The 16,220-nt window shown below is 45.5% G+C and carries 16 protein-coding genes and 1 pseudogene; 8 read left to right on the forward strand and 9 right to left on the reverse strand.

From position 1 onward, the window contains the following. Positions 1–102: 102 nt before the first annotated feature. Together A3EU_RS0128175 and A3EU_RS0128180 are read right to left on the reverse strand one after the other, a co-directional pair. Positions 103–780 carry a DUF4159 domain-containing protein gene (locus A3EU_RS0128175; protein WP_026211626.1) on the reverse strand — a complete coding sequence of 226 codons (678 nt, stop codon included), beginning with the start codon at positions 778–780 and terminating at the stop codon, positions 103–105. A 48-nt stretch (positions 781–828) separates the two neighbouring features. Continuing rightward, on the reverse strand, positions 829–1,539 hold the full coding sequence (locus A3EU_RS0128180) for a 16S rRNA (uracil(1498)-N(3))-methyltransferase (RefSeq protein ID WP_020539535.1): 711 nt from the start codon (positions 1,537–1,539) through the stop codon (positions 829–831). Positions 1,540–1,678: 139 nt separating this feature from the next. Between A3EU_RS0128180 and rseP the strand changes: the two genes are divergently transcribed. Then, the gene (gene rseP / locus A3EU_RS0128185; RefSeq protein ID WP_020539536.1) at positions 1,679–3,019 is read left to right on the forward strand and encodes an RIP metalloprotease RseP; all 1,341 of its coding nucleotides are present in this window, start codon (positions 1,679–1,681) and stop codon (positions 3,017–3,019) included. A 271-nt stretch (positions 3,020–3,290) separates the two neighbouring features. Here the strand turns inward: rseP and A3EU_RS33525 are convergent, their stop codons facing one another. Continuing rightward, complete coding sequence (locus tag A3EU_RS33525; RefSeq protein WP_026211627.1) at positions 3,291–3,872, reverse strand: acyl carrier protein phosphodiesterase; 582 nt, start codon at positions 3,870–3,872, stop codon at positions 3,291–3,293. 77 nt (positions 3,873–3,949) lie between these two features. Here A3EU_RS33525 and ychF point away from each other — a divergent pair, with 77 nt between their 5' ends. From ychF to A3EU_RS0128205, 3 genes are all read left to right on the forward strand, one after another. After that, complete coding sequence (ychF, locus tag A3EU_RS0128195) at positions 3,950–5,047, forward strand: redox-regulated ATPase YchF (protein ID WP_020539539.1); 1,098 nt, start codon at positions 3,950–3,952, stop codon at positions 5,045–5,047. Beyond that, the gene (locus A3EU_RS0128200; protein WP_020539540.1) at positions 5,047–5,640 is read left to right on the forward strand and encodes a pseudouridine synthase; all 594 of its coding nucleotides are present in this window, start codon (positions 5,047–5,049) and stop codon (positions 5,638–5,640) included. Before ychF ends, A3EU_RS0128200 begins: the two co-directional genes overlap by 1 nt. Further along, complete coding sequence (locus tag A3EU_RS0128205; RefSeq protein WP_020539541.1) at positions 5,637–6,131, forward strand: endonuclease V; 495 nt, start codon at positions 5,637–5,639, stop codon at positions 6,129–6,131. Before A3EU_RS0128200 ends, A3EU_RS0128205 begins: the two co-directional genes overlap by 4 nt. A gap of 122 nt (positions 6,132–6,253) precedes the next feature. Here the strand turns inward: A3EU_RS0128205 and A3EU_RS0128210 are convergent, their stop codons facing one another. Together A3EU_RS0128210 and A3EU_RS0128215 are read right to left on the reverse strand one after the other, a co-directional pair. Next, positions 6,254–6,952, reverse strand: coding sequence for a nitroreductase family protein (locus A3EU_RS0128210; RefSeq protein WP_020539542.1), 699 nt, complete (start codon positions 6,950–6,952; stop codon positions 6,254–6,256). A gap of 211 nt (positions 6,953–7,163) precedes the next feature. Next, a complete protein-coding gene (locus A3EU_RS0128215) occupies positions 7,164–7,610 on the reverse strand; it encodes a hypothetical protein (RefSeq protein WP_156825935.1) in 447 nt (148 codons plus the stop codon). 225 nt (positions 7,611–7,835) lie between these two features. On the opposite strand from A3EU_RS0128215, the gene A3EU_RS0128220 reads away from it, so the two are divergent. Genes A3EU_RS0128220 through A3EU_RS0128230 form a run of 3 tightly spaced genes read left to right on the forward strand, consistent with a single transcriptional unit; the run spans position 7,836 to position 11,168 of the window. Then, positions 7,836–8,495 carry a succinate dehydrogenase cytochrome b subunit gene (locus tag A3EU_RS0128220; protein ID WP_020539544.1) on the forward strand — a complete coding sequence of 220 codons (660 nt, stop codon included), beginning with the start codon at positions 7,836–7,838 and terminating at the stop codon, positions 8,493–8,495. A gap of 10 nt (positions 8,496–8,505) precedes the next feature. Beyond that, a complete protein-coding gene (locus A3EU_RS0128225; protein ID WP_020539545.1) occupies positions 8,506–10,416 on the forward strand; it encodes a fumarate reductase/succinate dehydrogenase flavoprotein subunit in 1,911 nt (636 codons plus the stop codon). Positions 10,417–10,424: 8 nt separating this feature from the next. Continuing rightward, positions 10,425–11,168: a succinate dehydrogenase/fumarate reductase iron-sulfur subunit gene (locus A3EU_RS0128230; RefSeq protein WP_020539546.1), complete on the forward strand. Its 744-nt coding sequence runs from the start codon at positions 10,425–10,427 to the stop codon at positions 11,166–11,168. A 78-nt stretch (positions 11,169–11,246) separates the two neighbouring features. Here A3EU_RS0128230 and A3EU_RS0128235 read toward each other — a convergent pair whose 3' ends face one another. After that, positions 11,247–12,782, reverse strand: a complete 1,536-nt coding sequence (locus A3EU_RS0128235; RefSeq protein WP_020539547.1) for a hypothetical protein — start codon at positions 12,780–12,782, stop codon at positions 11,247–11,249. Between the two features lie 103 nt (positions 12,783–12,885). Continuing rightward, positions 12,886–13,116 carry a hypothetical protein gene (locus A3EU_RS34455; protein ID WP_156825936.1) on the reverse strand — a complete coding sequence of 77 codons (231 nt, stop codon included), beginning with the start codon at positions 13,114–13,116 and terminating at the stop codon, positions 12,886–12,888. Positions 13,117–13,302: 186 nt separating this feature from the next. On the opposite strand from A3EU_RS34455, the gene A3EU_RS35645 reads away from it, so the two are divergent. After that, positions 13,303–15,087: a glutamate-cysteine ligase family protein gene (locus tag A3EU_RS35645; protein ID WP_483805934.1), complete on the forward strand. Its 1,785-nt coding sequence runs from the start codon at positions 13,303–13,305 to the stop codon at positions 15,085–15,087. A gap of 43 nt (positions 15,088–15,130) precedes the next feature. Here A3EU_RS35645 and A3EU_RS34090 read toward each other — a convergent pair whose 3' ends face one another. Continuing rightward, positions 15,131–15,775, reverse strand: a complete 645-nt coding sequence (locus A3EU_RS34090; RefSeq protein WP_020539550.1) for a LysM peptidoglycan-binding domain-containing protein — start codon at positions 15,773–15,775, stop codon at positions 15,131–15,133. A 77-nt stretch (positions 15,776–15,852) separates the two neighbouring features. Further along, a pseudogene (locus A3EU_RS33765) lies at positions 15,853–16,014 on the reverse strand (fasciclin domain-containing protein); the annotation flags it as partial. Positions 16,015–16,220 lie beyond the last annotated feature (206 nt).

The following is a 16,220-nucleotide window of genomic DNA, read 5'->3' on the forward strand; positions in this document are numbered from 1 at the left end:
TAATTACTCATTTTATGGTCTCTCAAGTTAAGTTATTTTTAATTAAGCTGTCGAAAGGCTACCCTTGGAAGCACCTACCACTCCAAATCTTCGCAGATAAACCTACTGCTCAAACGCAAACTGTATAATGTTCGCTCCCATCCGTAATGCGGACTGGCGAAGCTCTTCAGGGTCTTTGTGTACAGCGGGATCTTCCCATCCGTCACCTAGGTCACATTCGGCGGTGTAGAAGCAAACCAAACGGTCTTCGAAGATCAGCCCGAAGCCACGGGCTGCACCACCGTCGTGCTCATGCACTTTAGGCAAGCCGTTGTTGAAATCAAATCGCTGATGATAGATGGCGTGTTCAAAAGGCAGTTCTATGAAATCTAACTCAGGGAACACTTTCTTCATCGCAGTGCGTACGAAAGGGTCCATGCCGTAGTTGTCATCAATATGCAGGAAACCTCCGGCGAGTAGGTAGTTACGCAGATTGTCTGCTTCAGTATCGGAAAAGACGACGTTTCCGTGCCCCGTCATGTGAATCCAGGGGTAGTTGAACAACTCGGCACTGCCTACTTCGACGACCGCATATTCACTTTCGTTGAAATTGGTATTGAGTAGCGTATTGCAAAACGAAGCCAGATTAGGCAGAGCAGTCGGGTTGGCATACCAATCTCCCCCGCCTCTGTATTTTAGTAAGCCCAATTTCATTGGGGCCGTTGCAGGTGGCACCGGGGCCCAAGACCAACTACTGCCCGCAAGCAGTACAATCATTACAAAAAGTAGAGGCTGTGTAATCTTCACGATTTTTTCTTTAGTTTGAAATTCTTTGAGCACAAAAAAATGTCAGAGAAGTTGATTTAATAAAGCAATGCTTTGAGTGGCCACCAAGGCGGCGGTTTCCGTACGTAGGCGGGTTGGCCCCAAAGTGATTGGTTGGCTGCCGTTTGCTTGTGCCAACAACACTTCCTCTTCCGTAAAATCGCCTTCCGGACCAATCAGGATAAGAACGTTGGTCGGTGCCTGGTAGTTGTCAATGAGCGGGCTTTTTACATCCTCATTACACCAACCGATATAAGTAGCCTGATCTTCCTGGAATTGAGCTACAACGTCTGCAAAAGGGGTAAACTCCTTCAGTTCCGGCAGCCATGCTTGCAGACTCTGCTTCATGGCCGATACCAATACTTTCTCATAGCGATCAATTCTGATCCTGGGGCGTTCCGTGCGACTGCATTTTAGGGGAATGATAGTATCCACACCAATTTCTGTAGCCTTTTCCAGAAACCATTCAAAGCGGTCATTGCTTTTGGTGGGAGAAACGGCCATTGTTAAATGGTAGTTTGCTCGCTGGGTTTCTTGTCGTGTTTGCGTAAGCTGAACGGTGCAGGAGCGTTTTGATGTTTCGGTGATGAGGCCTTTGTACCAGCCCCCTTTTCCGTCAACAATATCCAACTCATCGCCGACCCGCTTGCGCAAAACTTGCACGGCGTGGCGAGCCTCCTCAGCGGGGAGGTCGATGAATTCCTGGTCAATCTGTGGTATAAAAAACAATTGCATAGACCGCAAAACTAAAGAATTAATCAAAATCGAATACCTTTGCCAACTTTCTGGGCAACATTTCTTTCTTGAGCAATGTTGTACTTCCCGATTGTAACTAACAAAAATGGGTTTTCAACGTAAACCTACCCGCTAACATATGGATATTTTGATCATGGCTGGCCAACTGATGTTGAGCCTTTCTATTTTGATTGTTTTGCACGAAGGAGGCCACTTCTTTCCCGCCCGATTATTTGGCACCCGTGTAGAGAAATTCTACCTCTTTTTCGATCCAGGCTTTGCTTTGTTTAAAAAGAAAATTGGTGAAACCGAATACGGTATTGGCTGGTTACCGCTGGGCGGCTACGTCAAGATCAGTGGTATGATCGACGAGAGTTTTGATAAAGAGCAAATGGCGGGCGAGCCTCAGGAATGGGAATTTCGTTCCAAGCCAGCGTGGCAACGTTTGATCATTATGTTGGGGGGGGTAACCGTCAACTTTATCCTTGGACTCCTCATTTTTGGTTGTGTACTCTGGTATTATGGCCAGGAATACCTGCCTAATGAACGAATCGAATATGGTATTGCCGTTGATTCTCTAGGCCGTGAAATTGGCTTACAGGATGGCGATCATGTACTTTCTATCAATGGCCAGGATTTTGAGAAATTCAATAGCCGTACCCTCTTACGGGAGATTGTGATCAATAATGCTCAGGCTATGCAAGTACGCCGTAATGGCGAGGTTGTCAATATTGAGATTGATGAGCGGTTTGTAGGTGAACTGTCTAGCTACGAAAATAAAGGAGCATTGCTTTTTGTACCTCGTGTACCTTTCATAGCTGCTGATTTTTCGAAAGAATCTCCTGCTAAGGTGGCTGGGATTCTAGAGAAGGACAGTATCATTTCTTTGAATGGTACTCCTACCCCATTCTTTTCCGATTTTGTCAATGAGATCAAGCCTTTTGTTGCGCAAGAGGTTACGGTTGGCGTCATTCGGGATGGTAAGCCAAAAGATATTAAAGTCACTACTACGGACGATGGTAAAATTGGTGTGAGGCCAGCTGCTCCTAACTACTTTTTCGGCACAGAGCGCCAAGAGTATACTTTTGCTGAGGCCATGCCGGCAGGTGCAGCACTCGGGATGGCGACCTTGAATGACCAATTGAAAGCCTTCGGGCAAATGTTCCGCGGGCGCATCAAGGCTTCCGAAAGCCTGGGTGGATTTGCTTCCATTGGTTCAATGTTTGGTGCTGTTTGGGATTGGGAGCGATTCTGGACCATGACGGCTGTGTTGTCATTGATTCTTGCCTTTATGAATTTATTACCTATTCCGGCACTCGATGGTGGACACGTGATGTTCTTGCTTTACGAGGCGGCATCTGGTCGTAAGCCCAGCGATAAATTCATGGAATACGCCACTATTGTAGGCTTCGTGATCGTGATTGGTTTGGTGATCTTCGCGAATGGGTTGGATATCAAGCGTATCTTCTTTGGTGGGTAGGTTTTTTTTGAACCTCCAAAGGCTTTTTTGAACCATATGAGGGATTATAAGGTCATTTAAGATTTTGAACCACCAAAGGCACTTAAGATTTTTTAAAAGCCCCGAGGAACGTCGTTCCTCGGGGCTTTTGACTTGAAATTAGTGCGGAAGGCAGGGCCTGAAGCTCGGCGGACGGAGGAGCAGGACAAGGGATGGGCCGCCGCTCCGGAGCGGCAGACAGCCCGGTGCCGATCCCGACTGCATCAGTCGGGAGAAGGCATGGCCCCAAAAGCTAACATGCACAGAAAACCTTTACCTCATTGGCAATTTCAGGAAAGAAGGCTGTGAATTCTTGTGTCAAAGCGGTTTCTTCTTCCTCAATGGTTAGGAGTATATTCTGCAGGAACTCGGGGCGCGAAACACGTTTTTGGATGCGGCTGAAGGTGTAAGCTATGCCGTCGAGGGTGCCATATCTGACCAGCCAATCATCGGCAATCATTCTAGGGACGATGGAGTGCAGGCGCTCTGGCATTATTGAGAGGTGTTTTTCGAGCGTACGGTAAGCACCTTGGCTGAACTCTTTAAGGCTCCCTGGCCCGAAACTTGTCCAATGATTGGCGAGCACATAATCGTAAAGGACATCAATGACGACCCCCGCATATTTGCCATGCCGATGATGGATGCGCTTGGTGCCTTGCCGGACGAGCGGGTGAGCATCCGTGAACGTATCGATCAAGCGATGCAACTTTATGCCTTGCTGAACAGCCTCCGAAAACTGAGGCAATTCCCTGTTTTTGACAAAGTCCCCGAGGAAATTACCGATCATGAGTTCCTCCTGTTCACAGGAAAGAAGGAGATGTGCTAGAAAGTTCATGAAGGAAAGGTAAGGAATAATAAGCCAAACAACAGAATTACTTGTATCTTCGCGCCCGATAAAAAAGAAACGATCGAATGGGACTTCAGTGTGGTATTGTGGGCTTGCCCAATGTAGGTAAATCTACCCTCTTCAACGCCTTGACCTCCGCGAAAGCGCTGGCGGCCAACTATCCTTTTGCAACCAAGGAACCCAATGTGGGGGTAATTACCGTACCCGACCCGCGTTTGGATAAATTGGCAGAATTTGTCAATCCGCAGCGGATTCTTCCTACCAACGTTGATATCGTTGATATTGCCGGCCTGATTAAAGGAGCCAGTAAGGGAGAGGGTTTGGGTAATCAATTCTTGGGGAATATCCGGGAAGTGGATGCTATTCTTCATGTTGTCCGCTGCTTTGATGATGACAACATTGTACACGTCGATGGCAATGTAGATCCGGTTCGTGATAAAGAAATCATCGATACCGAGTTGATTTTTAAAGATTTGGAAACCGTTGAGAAGCGTGTAGATAAATTGCGTAAAGCTGCCAAAAGTGGCGAAAAAGAAGCCAAGCGCATTGTTGAGATCGGGAAAATCATTCAGGAGCACCTCGAAAATGGTAAGCCTGCCCGTAGCGTGTCTTTGCCAGAAGATGGTTATGCACTGCTCAAAGAGATGATGTTGCTGACTGCCAAGCCTATTCTCTATGTTTGTAATGTAGATATGGATTCGGTGGAAAGTGGCAATGAATACACCGAGCGTTTCAAAGCAGCAGTCGCTGATGAAAAGGCCGAAGTACTCTTGATTTCAGCGGCCATTGAGGCAGATATTGCTGAATTGGACACGAAAGAAGAGCGCGACGAATTCATCGCAGAAATGGGCCTTCCGGAGCCTGGTGTAAACCGTGTTATCCGTAGTGCTTATTCTTTACTGAAGCTTATCACCTACTTTACTGCGGGTGAAAAGGAAGTACGTGCCTGGACGATCATTGAAGGCACTAAAGCTCCTGGCGCTGCCGGAGTGATTCATACCGACTTTGAAAAAGGCTTTATTCGTGCCGAAGTTATTGGTTACGACGATTATGTCGAGTACGGTTCAGAACAAGCCGTGAAAGAAGCCGGTAAGCTGAGTGTAGAAGGCAAAGAATATGTAGTTAATGACGGTGACGTCATGCACTTCCGTTTCAACGTATAATGTTCTATTACTACGTCATCTACAAGCCTTATGGAGTGCTTTCGCAATTTACGCGAGAGGCTCCTCACCACCGTACGCTGGCCGACCTGCACGATTTCCCTAAAGATGTATATCCGGTAGGTCGCCTTGATCAGGACAGTGAAGGTTTNCTCCTTCTTACGAATGACAAACGCTTGAACAGCAAGCTACTGGATCCACGATGGGCGCATGAACGCAACTACTGGGTACAGGTAGAGGGTGTGCCTGCAGAAGAGGCGTTTACGCGACTGAATAACGGTGTGAATATCCGTATTAAGAAGCGTGATTACCGCACGCGTCCTGCCAAATCCAAAATGTTAATCCCCTCCCCTACGCTACCGGATCGCGACCCACCGATTCGGGTTCGCAAAAGTGTGCCTGATAGTTGGATAGAATTACGTCTCACAGAAGGCAAAAACCGTCAGGTTCGCAGAATGTGTGCCACCGTAGGTTTTCCTGTTTTACGATTGGTACGCGCCTCGATTGAAGATTTGACGCTAGGCGACATGAAGCCCGGTGATGTACGAGAATGGCAAGCACCTGAATTGCTTCGAGCTTTAAAGTTACGGGGATGATTATTTGTATTGATGTGCATTACCGCGAAGATTTCGCGCAGGTAGCGGGTGTGTTGTTCAAGGACTGGACTGACAAGGCGGCCCATAAAACGTATACTATCCAAACGCCCCTGGCTGGGGAATACGAGCCGGGAAAGTTTTTCAAGCGCGAGCTTCCTGCACTGCTGGCCCTTCTCGAAAAGGTGAGCGAATCCCTCGATTTTATTCTTGTAGACAGTTATGTTTATTTAGGTAAAGATAAACCTGGTCTAGGCGTCTACCTCTATGATGCCTTGGAGGTAAAAGTGCCTGTCATAGGACTGGCAAAGAACCATTTTCGGGCCGCTGAAGAAGTAGAAATGCGCTTGTTACGGGGAGAAAGTAGCAAGGCCTTGTTTGTCACGGCGATTGGCTGTAAAGTAGCTTGGGCTACGGACAGAATCAAAGAAATGGCGGGTGATTATCGCTTGCCTAACTTGGTGAAGTTGGCGGATCAGTTGAGTAAGGCGTGAGTAATACAAAAGAATAGATTTTGCATACCACCCTCGATTCTGTGAATCAGTCCCGCCAGCGGGACACATTTTGTTGAGACAGGTAGCTGATATGTCGATGCATTGTCATGATCCCTCCAAGGCTACTCCCCTTCATAGAATACCGCCATCTCGTCCAATCCTTTTCTATCTAAGTCGGGTACGTAAACGGGTTGCTTGGGGTAGCCTACGGGCAGTAGCAAGTAGGCGCGCTCGTTCTTGGGCCTTTCAAGAATATTGGTCAGAAAATTCATGGGGCTAGGCGTGTGCGTAAGTGTCACCAGGCCCGCATTGTGGATAGCGGTGATCAGCATCCCACAAGCAATGCCTACCGATTCGTTGACATAATAATTGTTGTGCTTTTTCCCATCAACATCTAGTTCGAAAGCCCTTTTACAGACGATGATCAGCCAGGGGGCTTCCTCTAGAAAGGGCTTGTACATATTGGTGGCCATGGGCTTGAGATCGTCTTTCCAACGCTCACTCATACGGCTTTCGTAACTCTCCTTTTCTTCGGCCTCTGCTGCGATACGAATTTGTTTCTTGAGTACCGGATCGCTGATAGCGCAGAAGGTCCAAGGCTGCTTGTGTGCCCCAGAGGGCGCTGTGGAAGCCGATTTTATGATATTCTCAATGACCGATTTGGCTACGGGCTCGCTGGTGAATTCACGTACGGAACGGCGCGTATCCAGCCACTGGTAAAAGGCATCACTTTTTGCGGCCATTTCTGCAGGTTCCAGGCGGTCGAGGTGAAAAGAGACGTGGCGGTGTCCTTCTATTTCTATGGTGTGATCGTTGGTCATGGTTGGTTGGGCTGTTGGTTCTGTAATTATGGGGAGGTAAAGGTAAGAGATTTCGGTCTAAGAGTTGTTTTGCCTAAGGATACTGAAGGTTTTTGAACCATAATGAGGGATTATAAGGGCATATAAGAGGGAGGTAAACCAAAAGATTGGTTAACTGGTCTTTATGTTTTTTAGTTGATGGAATATCAAACTCACTTTATACGCTAAAAACCTACTGCAATTTCTTAATCCTAACCATCGGCCCGGGACATAGCGCTTTGTGACAAGTCATACAATTATTGACCATACCATCATAAACATCTATTATCTGGGCTTGGCTTGCGGTTTCGAGGCTTTTAATCGTTTGCAGGTAGGCTGCCGCAAATGCCTTGTATTCTTCAGAAGCTGCCTTTTCGGGTTCGGTAGCGTGGGCGGTGAGTATTTTGTCGTGATCCAGGGTTAGCGTAACCGGCTCGTTGTTTGCTATTTGTTTTTTAATTCTCTGAGCCTCATCAAACATGGCTCGCATTAAAAGCGCCAGTTCACTATCACCATTGGGGTTCAAGGGCTTTTGGATTTGCTCCTCTGTACTGGAGCAATCCTTGCTGTCTTCGCTGCAAGAAACACCCATTGCAAAAAGAGATAACAGGCAAATTGTTATTATTAAAGTAGTGCGCATTAGGTAAATATTAATGTTGTCTAATATCCCTCAAATTAGCAAATAACCATCAATTGATTCCAACAAGCTCCCGTTGATTTTCTTAATATTTATCTGTGCTTTATTCTTCAGTATGTAGCTTACGTAATACAGTCATCAAGGTGATATTTGTCACCCTTGCGGCACCTATTTTGCGCTTAACTTGAGAGCTCTGTAAAACAAGATCTTAGCCAAACACGATCTAGCATGGAGTTATTCTTCAGAAAGAGTATCATTGCCGCCACTGGCTTGTTTCTCTGCATTTTTCTTATTGTTCACCTTTCTGCCAATTGTATTTTATTGTTGCCAGAGGATATCGCCAGAGAGTTGTACAACTCCTACTCTACTACCCTACGGGAAAACCCGCTGATAAAATTGGTAGCCTATGCCCTGTATCTTTCCATTATACTGCATGTTGTCTATGCGCTCTTGGTGACGCTCCGTAATCGGAAAGCAAAACCAACGAAGTACGCTCTCAATCATAGTAATGAGAACAGTAGCTGGGCCTCACAGAATATGGGATTGATTGGCATTTTTATCCTCCTCTTTATCGTCGTTCATTTAGCTAATTTCTGGGCCAGAATAAAACTGGGAATGGGAGAAGCTGTAGGTACTGATGCCTTTGGTTATGTAGATGTTTATGAAGTAACCAGCAGTTTATTCCACAACATTTACTACGTTATTTTTTATTCTTTGCTGATGATTCCTTTGGGGCTTCATCTTCATCATGGACTAAAAAGTGCGTTCAAGACGCTTGGTTTTTATCATAAATCGGGGCTTGATTTACTAGCGGAAGTCGCAGTCGTTTATGCTGCGATTATGTCTATTGGTTTTGGTGTTATCCCTTTTATCGTTTACTTCAAATAGCTATTGTCTTATGAGATTGGATGCAAAAATCCCGGAAGGAAAACTCGAAGAGAAGTGGCGTAATTATCAGATAAAAAGTAAACTGATAAATCCCGCTAATAAGAAAAAACTCAACGTCATTGTTGTGGGTTCTGGCTTGTCTGGAGCTGGGGCAGCCGCTACGCTTGCAGAGTTGGGTTACGATGTGCAATGCTTTTGTTACCAGGACTCTGCTCGTCGTGCGCACTCTGTTGCGGCGCAAGGTGGTATCAATGCGGCCAAGAATTACCAGCACGATGGTGATAGTGTTTGGCGTATGTTTCACGATACGCTTAAAGGTGGAGATTTTCGCTCTAGAGAGGCCAATACTTACCGCCTTGCAGAATTATCAGCACCCTTGATTGATCATTTTACGCAACAGGGGGTGCCTTTTGCCAGAGAATATGGTGGTGTATTGGTCAACCGAAGCTTTGGCGGTGTGCAAGTACAAAGAACCTTTTACGCACGGGGGCAAACAGGCCAGCAACTATTATTGGCAGCCTATTCCCAGCTTTATAAAATGATCCGTGCTAAAAAAGTGACCATGCTGCCGCGAACAGAAATGTTGGACTTAGTAGTGGTCGATGGTAAAGCAAAGGGAATTATCGCCCGCGACCTGGTCAGCGGAGAGATTAAACGCTACGCGGCGGATGCAGTGGTCTTGGCCACCGGTGGTTATTCCCGCGTATTCCGATTGTCAACGCTAGCTATCGGCTGCAATGGCTCTGCGATTTGGAAAGCACATAAGAAAGGTGCTCTTTTTGCGGCTCCCAGCTTTACGCAAATACACCCCACGGCCCTACCCCAGTCTAGTGAGGCACAGTCGAAGCTTACCCTGATGTCGGAGTCGTTACGTAATGATGGCAGAATATGGGTGCCCACGGCGAAAGGAGATTCCCGCAAAGCGGAAGACATCCCGGAAGAAGAAAGAGACTATTACCTGGAAAGGCGCTACCCTAGCTTTGGCAACCTTGCCCCGCGTGACATTGCCTCCAGGGCAGCCAAAGAACGCATTGATGCAGGGCATGGTGTAGGTCGCTTAAAAAATGCAGTTTACCTCGATTTTAAACATTCGATAGAGCGCCTGGGGCTCGAAACGATCAAGGATCGCTACGGGAACCTCTTCAAAATGTATAGAAAAATCACGGGGGTAGATGCCTATAAGGAACCCATGCAGATATCACCAGCCGCTCACTTTTCGATGGGCGGCCTCTGGGTAGATTATGAACTAATGACCACTATCCCTGGGTTATACGCCATTGGCGAATGTAATTTCTCGGATCATGGCGCTAATCGTCTTGGTGCAAACTCACTGCTTCAAGCCAGCGTAGATGGTTATTTTATTCTACCCAATACGATCAACAATTACCTGGCCTCGGAAATCAAGCAAGCATCTGTATCAGCCGATCATCCGGCTTTTGCCGAGGCAGAAAAGGATGTCAAGGAGCACATCGCGCGTATACTCTCTATCGAGGGCTCTAAAACCGTTGATCATTTTCACAGGGAGCTTGGGAAAGTAATGTGGCAAGAATGTGCCATGAGCCGCAGCAAGGTCGGCCTAGAGAAGGCTATCCATCAACTCAATGAGATAAAGGAAGATTTCTGGCAAACAGTAAAAGTTACTGGCCACGACCAGGAATTGAATACAGAGTTAGAAAAAGCACTCCGCTTGGCCGATTTTATCGAATTGGGCCTCTTGATGTGTACGGACGCCTTGCAAAGAGAAGAATCTTGTGGCGCTCACTTCCGGGAAGAGTATCAGACAGAAGATGGAGAAGCTGTTCGGGTGGATGATAACTATGCCTACGTATCGGCCTGGGAATACACAGATAGTGGTTTCCAATTGCACAAAGAGAAACTGGAATTCGAATTTGTTAAACCCACTGTTAGAAGTTATAAATAAGCCCCCTTATGAAAGCTACGTTTCGAATTTGGCGACAAGACACTCCTAATGGCCAAGGAGGTTTCAAAGATTATGAGGTTGATGGCCTTAATGCTGATATGTCCTTTCTGGAAGCCTTAGATCATTTGAATGAAATACTGGTGCTCCGCAATGAGAAAGTCGTTGCATTTGAGTACGACTGCCGCGAAGGCATCTGCGGACAATGCGGTGTATACATTAATGGCCGGGCCCACGGCCCGCATGAAAACATCACCACTTGCCAATTGCACATGCGTAGCTTTGAAGATGGAGCAACGATTGTCATTGAACCTTGGCGGGCGGATGCTTTTCCCATTATTAAGGACTTAATCGTTGATCGTTCTGCCTTTGACCGGATCATTGAGCAAGGTGGTTACATTAGCGCAAAAACAGGAACGGCCCCCGAGGCAAATGCTATCCCTATTGGCAAAGAAATCTCTGACCGTGCTATGGATGCCGCCGCTTGTATTGGATGTGGCGCTTGTGTAGCGACCTGCAAAAATGCTTCTGCAGCCTTGTTTACTTCCGCAAAAATAAATCACTTAAACTCCTTGCCGCAAGGGCAACCAGAAGCCCATAAACGGGTGCTTGAGATGACTGCCCAAATGGAGAAAGAAGGGTTTGGCCACTGTACCTTTACCGGGGCTTGTGAAGTGGAATGCCCGGAAGGAATTTCTATTGTCAATATCGCAGAAATGAATGCCAGGTATTTAAAAGCGAAGTTATTCAGCTAGGGCAATGATTGTTCACCACCCAGTTTCAAGCTACCTTACAAATGGGTGTCGCCTGGAACTGGGTGGTGTTATCACTTGTTAATTCCCCGAGCACTCTTGTGGTCGCATTCCTACCCCATATTCCTGCATCAATACTTCCAACCTTGCTTCGTAATCATCTGGGGCTTCTATTTGTGCTAATTTTAGCAATGCCTGATGGCGGCACTCCCATACCTTGATGCGTAACCGCTGAACCCGGCATTCCAAGTCTGGAAGGAAATTGAACTCAAATGTTCGTTGAAACGATTCAATCTGCTCCAGGTATTGGGTACTTTCTTCGCAGGTGCCTGAAAGCCCCTTCATAGTCCAGTCTTTAACCTGGTGAATATTGTCACAGTAAAAATCTGCCGATTGATAATTTTCTAAAAGAACATCGCCTTGTGCGACAAACTTGCGCCAGATCATCTCAATTTTTCCGCCATTTTCTTTGTACTCATCGCTTAAGGCTGCCAGCTCATTGATCTTGATCATGGTAATCTCTTCAAGGGGCGTTCTGTCCAATCTTTGGAGCTCATCAATTCTTTGGAGCATGTCTTCCCCCATTTCGCAGAGATAAGCGAAACCATCCATGATGTAAGCCCGGATCAATGGCTCTTTTTCGCAATACTCATAGCCATACATGCCCATGTGTTTTACCTTGTTATCGGGGATAAAGGCTTCCCATGCTTCGTTCAAGGTAGCAACATCGCTTTCTTTTAGGGCAATGGCTTCTTCTAGCTCTTTTATCTTACCCCTCAACTCTCCGTTGGGGTTTACCCCGCTGTCGGTTTGTAATTGATAAACTTCATCCAGCATTAATGGCGCTAAATTACAGATGTCCAGTGCTCCTTTTAAAACCAGTGCCTTCATATTTGGTGTGGGGTTACAGGGGAGCAAAGGCAACTCAATATCAAAGCCAGGTGATACGCCAGTATCCATATAAGTCTTCCACGCAGCATCCAATTTGGAGATGTCTATAAAGAAAGACTTCATTCGAGCAACCTCGCTTGCTAGGCCATGTACATCTTCTACTCGCAAGGTGGTTTTTTCTGTTAATCGGAGGGTGCGGTTTTCAAAAATATCCTTTGAACCCGCCACATCTCCCCGGCAGAATTGGGCGTAAGCCGTCATATAGGAGTATTTGGCCAACGTCTTCTTTTCACAGATCGTTTTCGTCTCCTTAATAGCCTCCAATTCTTCCAGTTTCACTTCCTTGGTGGCCAAAAAATCTCTCCAAATCTCATCAACGCTATAGTAGGCTTTGATTTTTGAATCTAGCTCGTTCATTTTTCCTGTAAATCCCGGAATCGACTTACGCACTGCTGCGTCTAGCCCCTGGACTTCTGTCATCAACCTTTCCGCGTCCTCTAGCTGGCTTTGGCAAAGACAGGAGTTGGTGTTCATCAATAAATATTTGGCATATTTTGGTTTTTCATAAGCCATGTTAGGCTTAATTAATTCGCTCATATTGGAAATCTTGTCGTTGTCCAAGAATTCCTTCCAGGTTTCCTCAAAGTTGCCCCCTTGAGCAAAGGCAGTACTGGAAAGAAATAAAGCACCGATAACTAGGAGAAAATAATAACAGTTGTTTCGCATTGCTGTTTGAAGTTTAAAGTAGGTTTATTCTGAGTCCTATCTGGATTGGGATCACAAACGGTGAAGTAACGTTTTATCACCCATAATTATTCCATTCCAATACTCAAAAAGAACAGGATGAAAGGAAACGGGGGCACTTTGATTTACGATACATCAACAAGTTTTCCAAAACAAATATCAGTGAAACAGAAAATAAGGCCAGCCCTATGCCATAATAAGCTACTTTTTGATCTTGCCAATGGTGTACACTCAGGTAGTCCATGATCATCCCCTTGTGGATGCCAGAGGGGAAGGCATCAGCAGCGCAACAAGTTGTTATTCTGACATTTATCATCTTTTTGATTAATTTATATCAATAAAACCACAAGGTTTTCGATTTACCTTTCTTTCGTAAACTAAAAACCTTGCACTTATGGGAGATTTCCATGTACGAAAGATCGCGGACGAACATGATCGCAGAAGAATGTACCAGCATGCTTTAAATGATATTGAAGCATTTGAGTTTATGCTCAAAGAAAAGATGTTTGAAGATGGTGATCTCTGGATAGGTGCAGAACAGGAGTTGTGTATTGTAGACAAACATTACGATCCCACTACATCAGCCCTTGATCTGTTGGACGAGATTGACGATGAGNATTACACCAATGAATTGGCATTGTTTAATATGGAGATCAACCTCGATCCCCTACCCCTTCGTGGAACCTGCTTTTCCAAGATGGAATCATCGCTGATTAACCTGATGCAAAAAGGCTACAACGTAGCTAAAGCGCACAATGAACATCTTTTGATGACGGGTATTCTCCCGACCTTAAATTACCATCACCTTCATGCGGATTATATGACGCCAATTGAGCGTTATGAGACCTTGAGTCAGGCATTGTCAGCGATTCGAGGCAGCAAGTTCGAGGTTTATATGCAAGGGGTAGATGACCTCATTATGTCCTTAGGCTCTGTTTTGTTTGAAGCTTGTAACACCAGTTTTCAGTTGCACCTCCAAATCAAGCCGGATGAATTTGTCGATCAGCACAACTGGTCACAAATGATAGCAGGGCCGGTGCTCTCTGCTTGTGTAAACTCTCCTTTGTTGTTTGGAAATGAATTGTGGGCTGAAACACGGATTGCTTTGTTTAAGCAAAGCCTTGACACCCGTAGCTCTCAGAAGTTTTTGCGGATGAAATTGCCTCGGGTATATTTTGGCAGAGGCTGGCTTAAAGAGTCTCCTGCCGAACTTTGGAAAAATGATGTTATGCGCTTTCCTCTGGTGGTGACTTCAGATGATTTATCAGATTCAAAAGAAGCATTGAGAAAAGGAGAAATTCCTGACCTGAGAGGTATCCGACTACACAATGGTACGACCTATACGTGGAATAGAATGTGTTATGGTTTTTCAAAAAAGAAGCCACACCTCCGTATTGAGTGCCGCTATCTTCCAGCAGGCCCTACTGCTATTGATGAGATCGCCAATTTTGCATTTTGGATCGGTTTGATGAAAAGCGAACCGGAAGGAGGTGTCGAGTTTTGGAAAAACCAAAGCTTCAAATCCGCCAAGAACAACTTTTTGCGAGCCGCTCGTTATGGTTTGAATACGGTGTTTGATTGGTATGGCAAAAACGTACCGGCCAAACAGCTAATACTGGAGCAATTACTGCCCATGGCACGTCAGGGATTGGAAAAATCCGGTGTTCTTCCTGCTGATATTGACAAATATTTATCCGTTATTGAAAAAAGAGTAGCTACTGAAACGACCGGATCAGATTGGACGATCCGAAACTTTAGGTCACTGTCAAAACATTATGGGGAGGCGATTGCAGAGAAAGAGCTAGTGAGCCAAAGTCTTGATTATCAGAAATCAAACACGCCTTTGCATGCCTGGGAAGATGTTGCGATCAAAGAGTATTCACTCGCAGAAAAAAAACCTACGGTAGAGCAACTGATGAGCACCGACATCTATTCTGTCCGCGAAAGTGACAGCGTAGAATTAGTGAAAAGTATCCTCAACTGGAATAAGATTCACCACCTTCCTGTAGAAGATTTGGACGGAGACCTTGTGGGCCTAATCACCGACGGCACCGTAGAGCGACTGGAGAAAGAAGGAACTAAACTGTGCTGTTTTGCAAAAGACATCATGTTGACAGACCTCGTTACCGTCCAGCCGCAAGACTCAATGGAAAAAGTCAAATCCGTATTTGAAGAATTCAAGCTAAGTGGATTACCCGTGACGTATGATAAGAAACTGGTGGGTATGCTTACTTTGACAGACTTGGCGAAGGTTGATCCGGCCACGCGTGTTGGGTATTCAGATTGAAGGTGATTCTTTGCGATATGCCAGTCAGCTTACTGCCAGGTATTTACTGGCAATCGGCATTGTATCGGGTATCCGTTCTGCTACTGCTATCAATAATTGATTGGTAGGCATCGGCTAAAGTAAGGCCTGCATCCGTATTCTTTTTCAATAAATATTCAAAAGTAGGACCATTGGGGTTGCCGTATTTTTCCATATCGCGCGCCTGCAATACGCTTACCTCTTCTTTGTTTTGCATCATAAAACGCGCATTGACACGAGCTTCATGTCGCATCTCATAGGCCTTGTGCGCGCGCGTTTCCAGATCAATCCCGTCTTGTTCCCACTTTTTATTGATAATTCCGACTGCTACTATTTGGAAATTGTACCAGAGGCGGATCTCACAATTCGTTTGCGGAATACCGGTTAAATTATTAGCAGACGGCAGCGCAGGTATCCAGATTTTTTGGCCGACCTGGATATCATTGGCGCTTCCTATATTATCGAAACTATCATCGGAGGCCGCTTTCTTATTAGTTCCTTCAATAATGCGATAATACAAATGTGGATTGTCGTATGCTTTTTTGGCAATCTTACTCAACCAATCACCTTGTTGAATGGTGTAGCTGCTGTTCAGTGTTTGAGCGAAAGCTGGTACGGTAAATATCCAGCTAAAAAGAAATACAGCTATCAGGTTCGTTTTTGCTTTCATGTCTCTAGTTTTTCGAATAGAATTTTATCAGTACGTCTGTCTTCATTGCAAATGGGATGTCTTTTCCTTTGTGGCTACAATAGATTGTCTAATGTGCCTTCCGGTAACTTAGCGAATGCCTCATTCGTTGGTGCAAATACCGTTAAAGGGCCAGCGTTGGTTATCACATCTTGTAAACCTGCCGCTTTGACTCCGGCAACTAAGGTCGTATGGTCTGGAGAACCCATTGCGACGTGAAGTGGGCTGTAAACCTAATTAGAAAAAGTATCACAAGGCAGATATATGTGTGCAAATTTTGGATGTAATTACTGGTTTTGATATAAAATTTGCCAAAGATGAGCTATTAAAAGTTTTAAAAAGATTGAATTATTGAAAAAAGAGCATATATTTGGGATACCAAACTGGTTCACCAGACGAGTAAACCAGTTTGGTTGACCAGGTCTAA

The sequence above is a fragment of the Lewinella cohaerens DSM 23179 genome (genome assembly GCF_000379805.1).
Lineage (GTDB): Bacteria > Bacteroidota > Bacteroidia > Chitinophagales > Saprospiraceae > Lewinella > Lewinella cohaerens.

What these genes read in the sequence shown, in the direction of transcription:
- A3EU_RS0128235 (WP_020539547.1), bottom strand. Translation starts at nt 12,782, where the DNA reads ATGCGAAACAACTGTTATTATTTTCTCCTAGTTATCGGTGCTTTATTT.
- A3EU_RS0128220 (WP_020539544.1), top strand. Translation starts at nt 7,836, where the DNA reads ATGGAGTTATTCTTCAGAAAGAGTATCATTGCCGCCACTGGCTTGTTT.
- A3EU_RS0128180 (WP_020539535.1), bottom strand. Translation starts at nt 1,539, where the DNA reads ATGCAATTGTTTTTTATACCACAGATTGACCAGGAATTCATCGACCTC.
- A3EU_RS0128215 (WP_156825935.1), bottom strand. Translation starts at nt 7,610, where the DNA reads ATGCGCACTACTTTAATAATAACAATTTGCCTGTTATCTCTTTTTGCA.
- ychF (WP_020539539.1), top strand. Translation starts at nt 3,950, where the DNA reads ATGGGACTTCAGTGTGGTATTGTGGGCTTGCCCAATGTAGGTAAATCT.
- A3EU_RS0128205 (WP_020539541.1), top strand. Translation starts at nt 5,637, where the DNA reads ATGATTATTTGTATTGATGTGCATTACCGCGAAGATTTCGCGCAGGTA.
- A3EU_RS34455 (WP_156825936.1), bottom strand. Translation starts at nt 13,116, where the DNA reads ATGATAAATGTCAGAATAACAACTTGTTGCGCTGCTGATGCCTTCCCC.
- rseP (WP_020539536.1), top strand. Translation starts at nt 1,679, where the DNA reads ATGGATATTTTGATCATGGCTGGCCAACTGATGTTGAGCCTTTCTATT.
- A3EU_RS0128230 (WP_020539546.1), top strand. Translation starts at nt 10,425, where the DNA reads ATGAAAGCTACGTTTCGAATTTGGCGACAAGACACTCCTAATGGCCAA.
- A3EU_RS0128225 (WP_020539545.1), top strand. Translation starts at nt 8,506, where the DNA reads ATGAGATTGGATGCAAAAATCCCGGAAGGAAAACTCGAAGAGAAGTGG.
- A3EU_RS0128210 (WP_020539542.1), bottom strand. Translation starts at nt 6,952, where the DNA reads ATGACCAACGATCACACCATAGAAATAGAAGGACACCGCCACGTCTCT.
- A3EU_RS33525 (WP_026211627.1), bottom strand. Translation starts at nt 3,872, where the DNA reads ATGAACTTTCTAGCACATCTCCTTCTTTCCTGTGAACAGGAGGAACTC.
- A3EU_RS34090 (WP_020539550.1), bottom strand. Translation starts at nt 15,775, where the DNA reads ATGAAAGCAAAAACGAACCTGATAGCTGTATTTCTTTTTAGCTGGATA.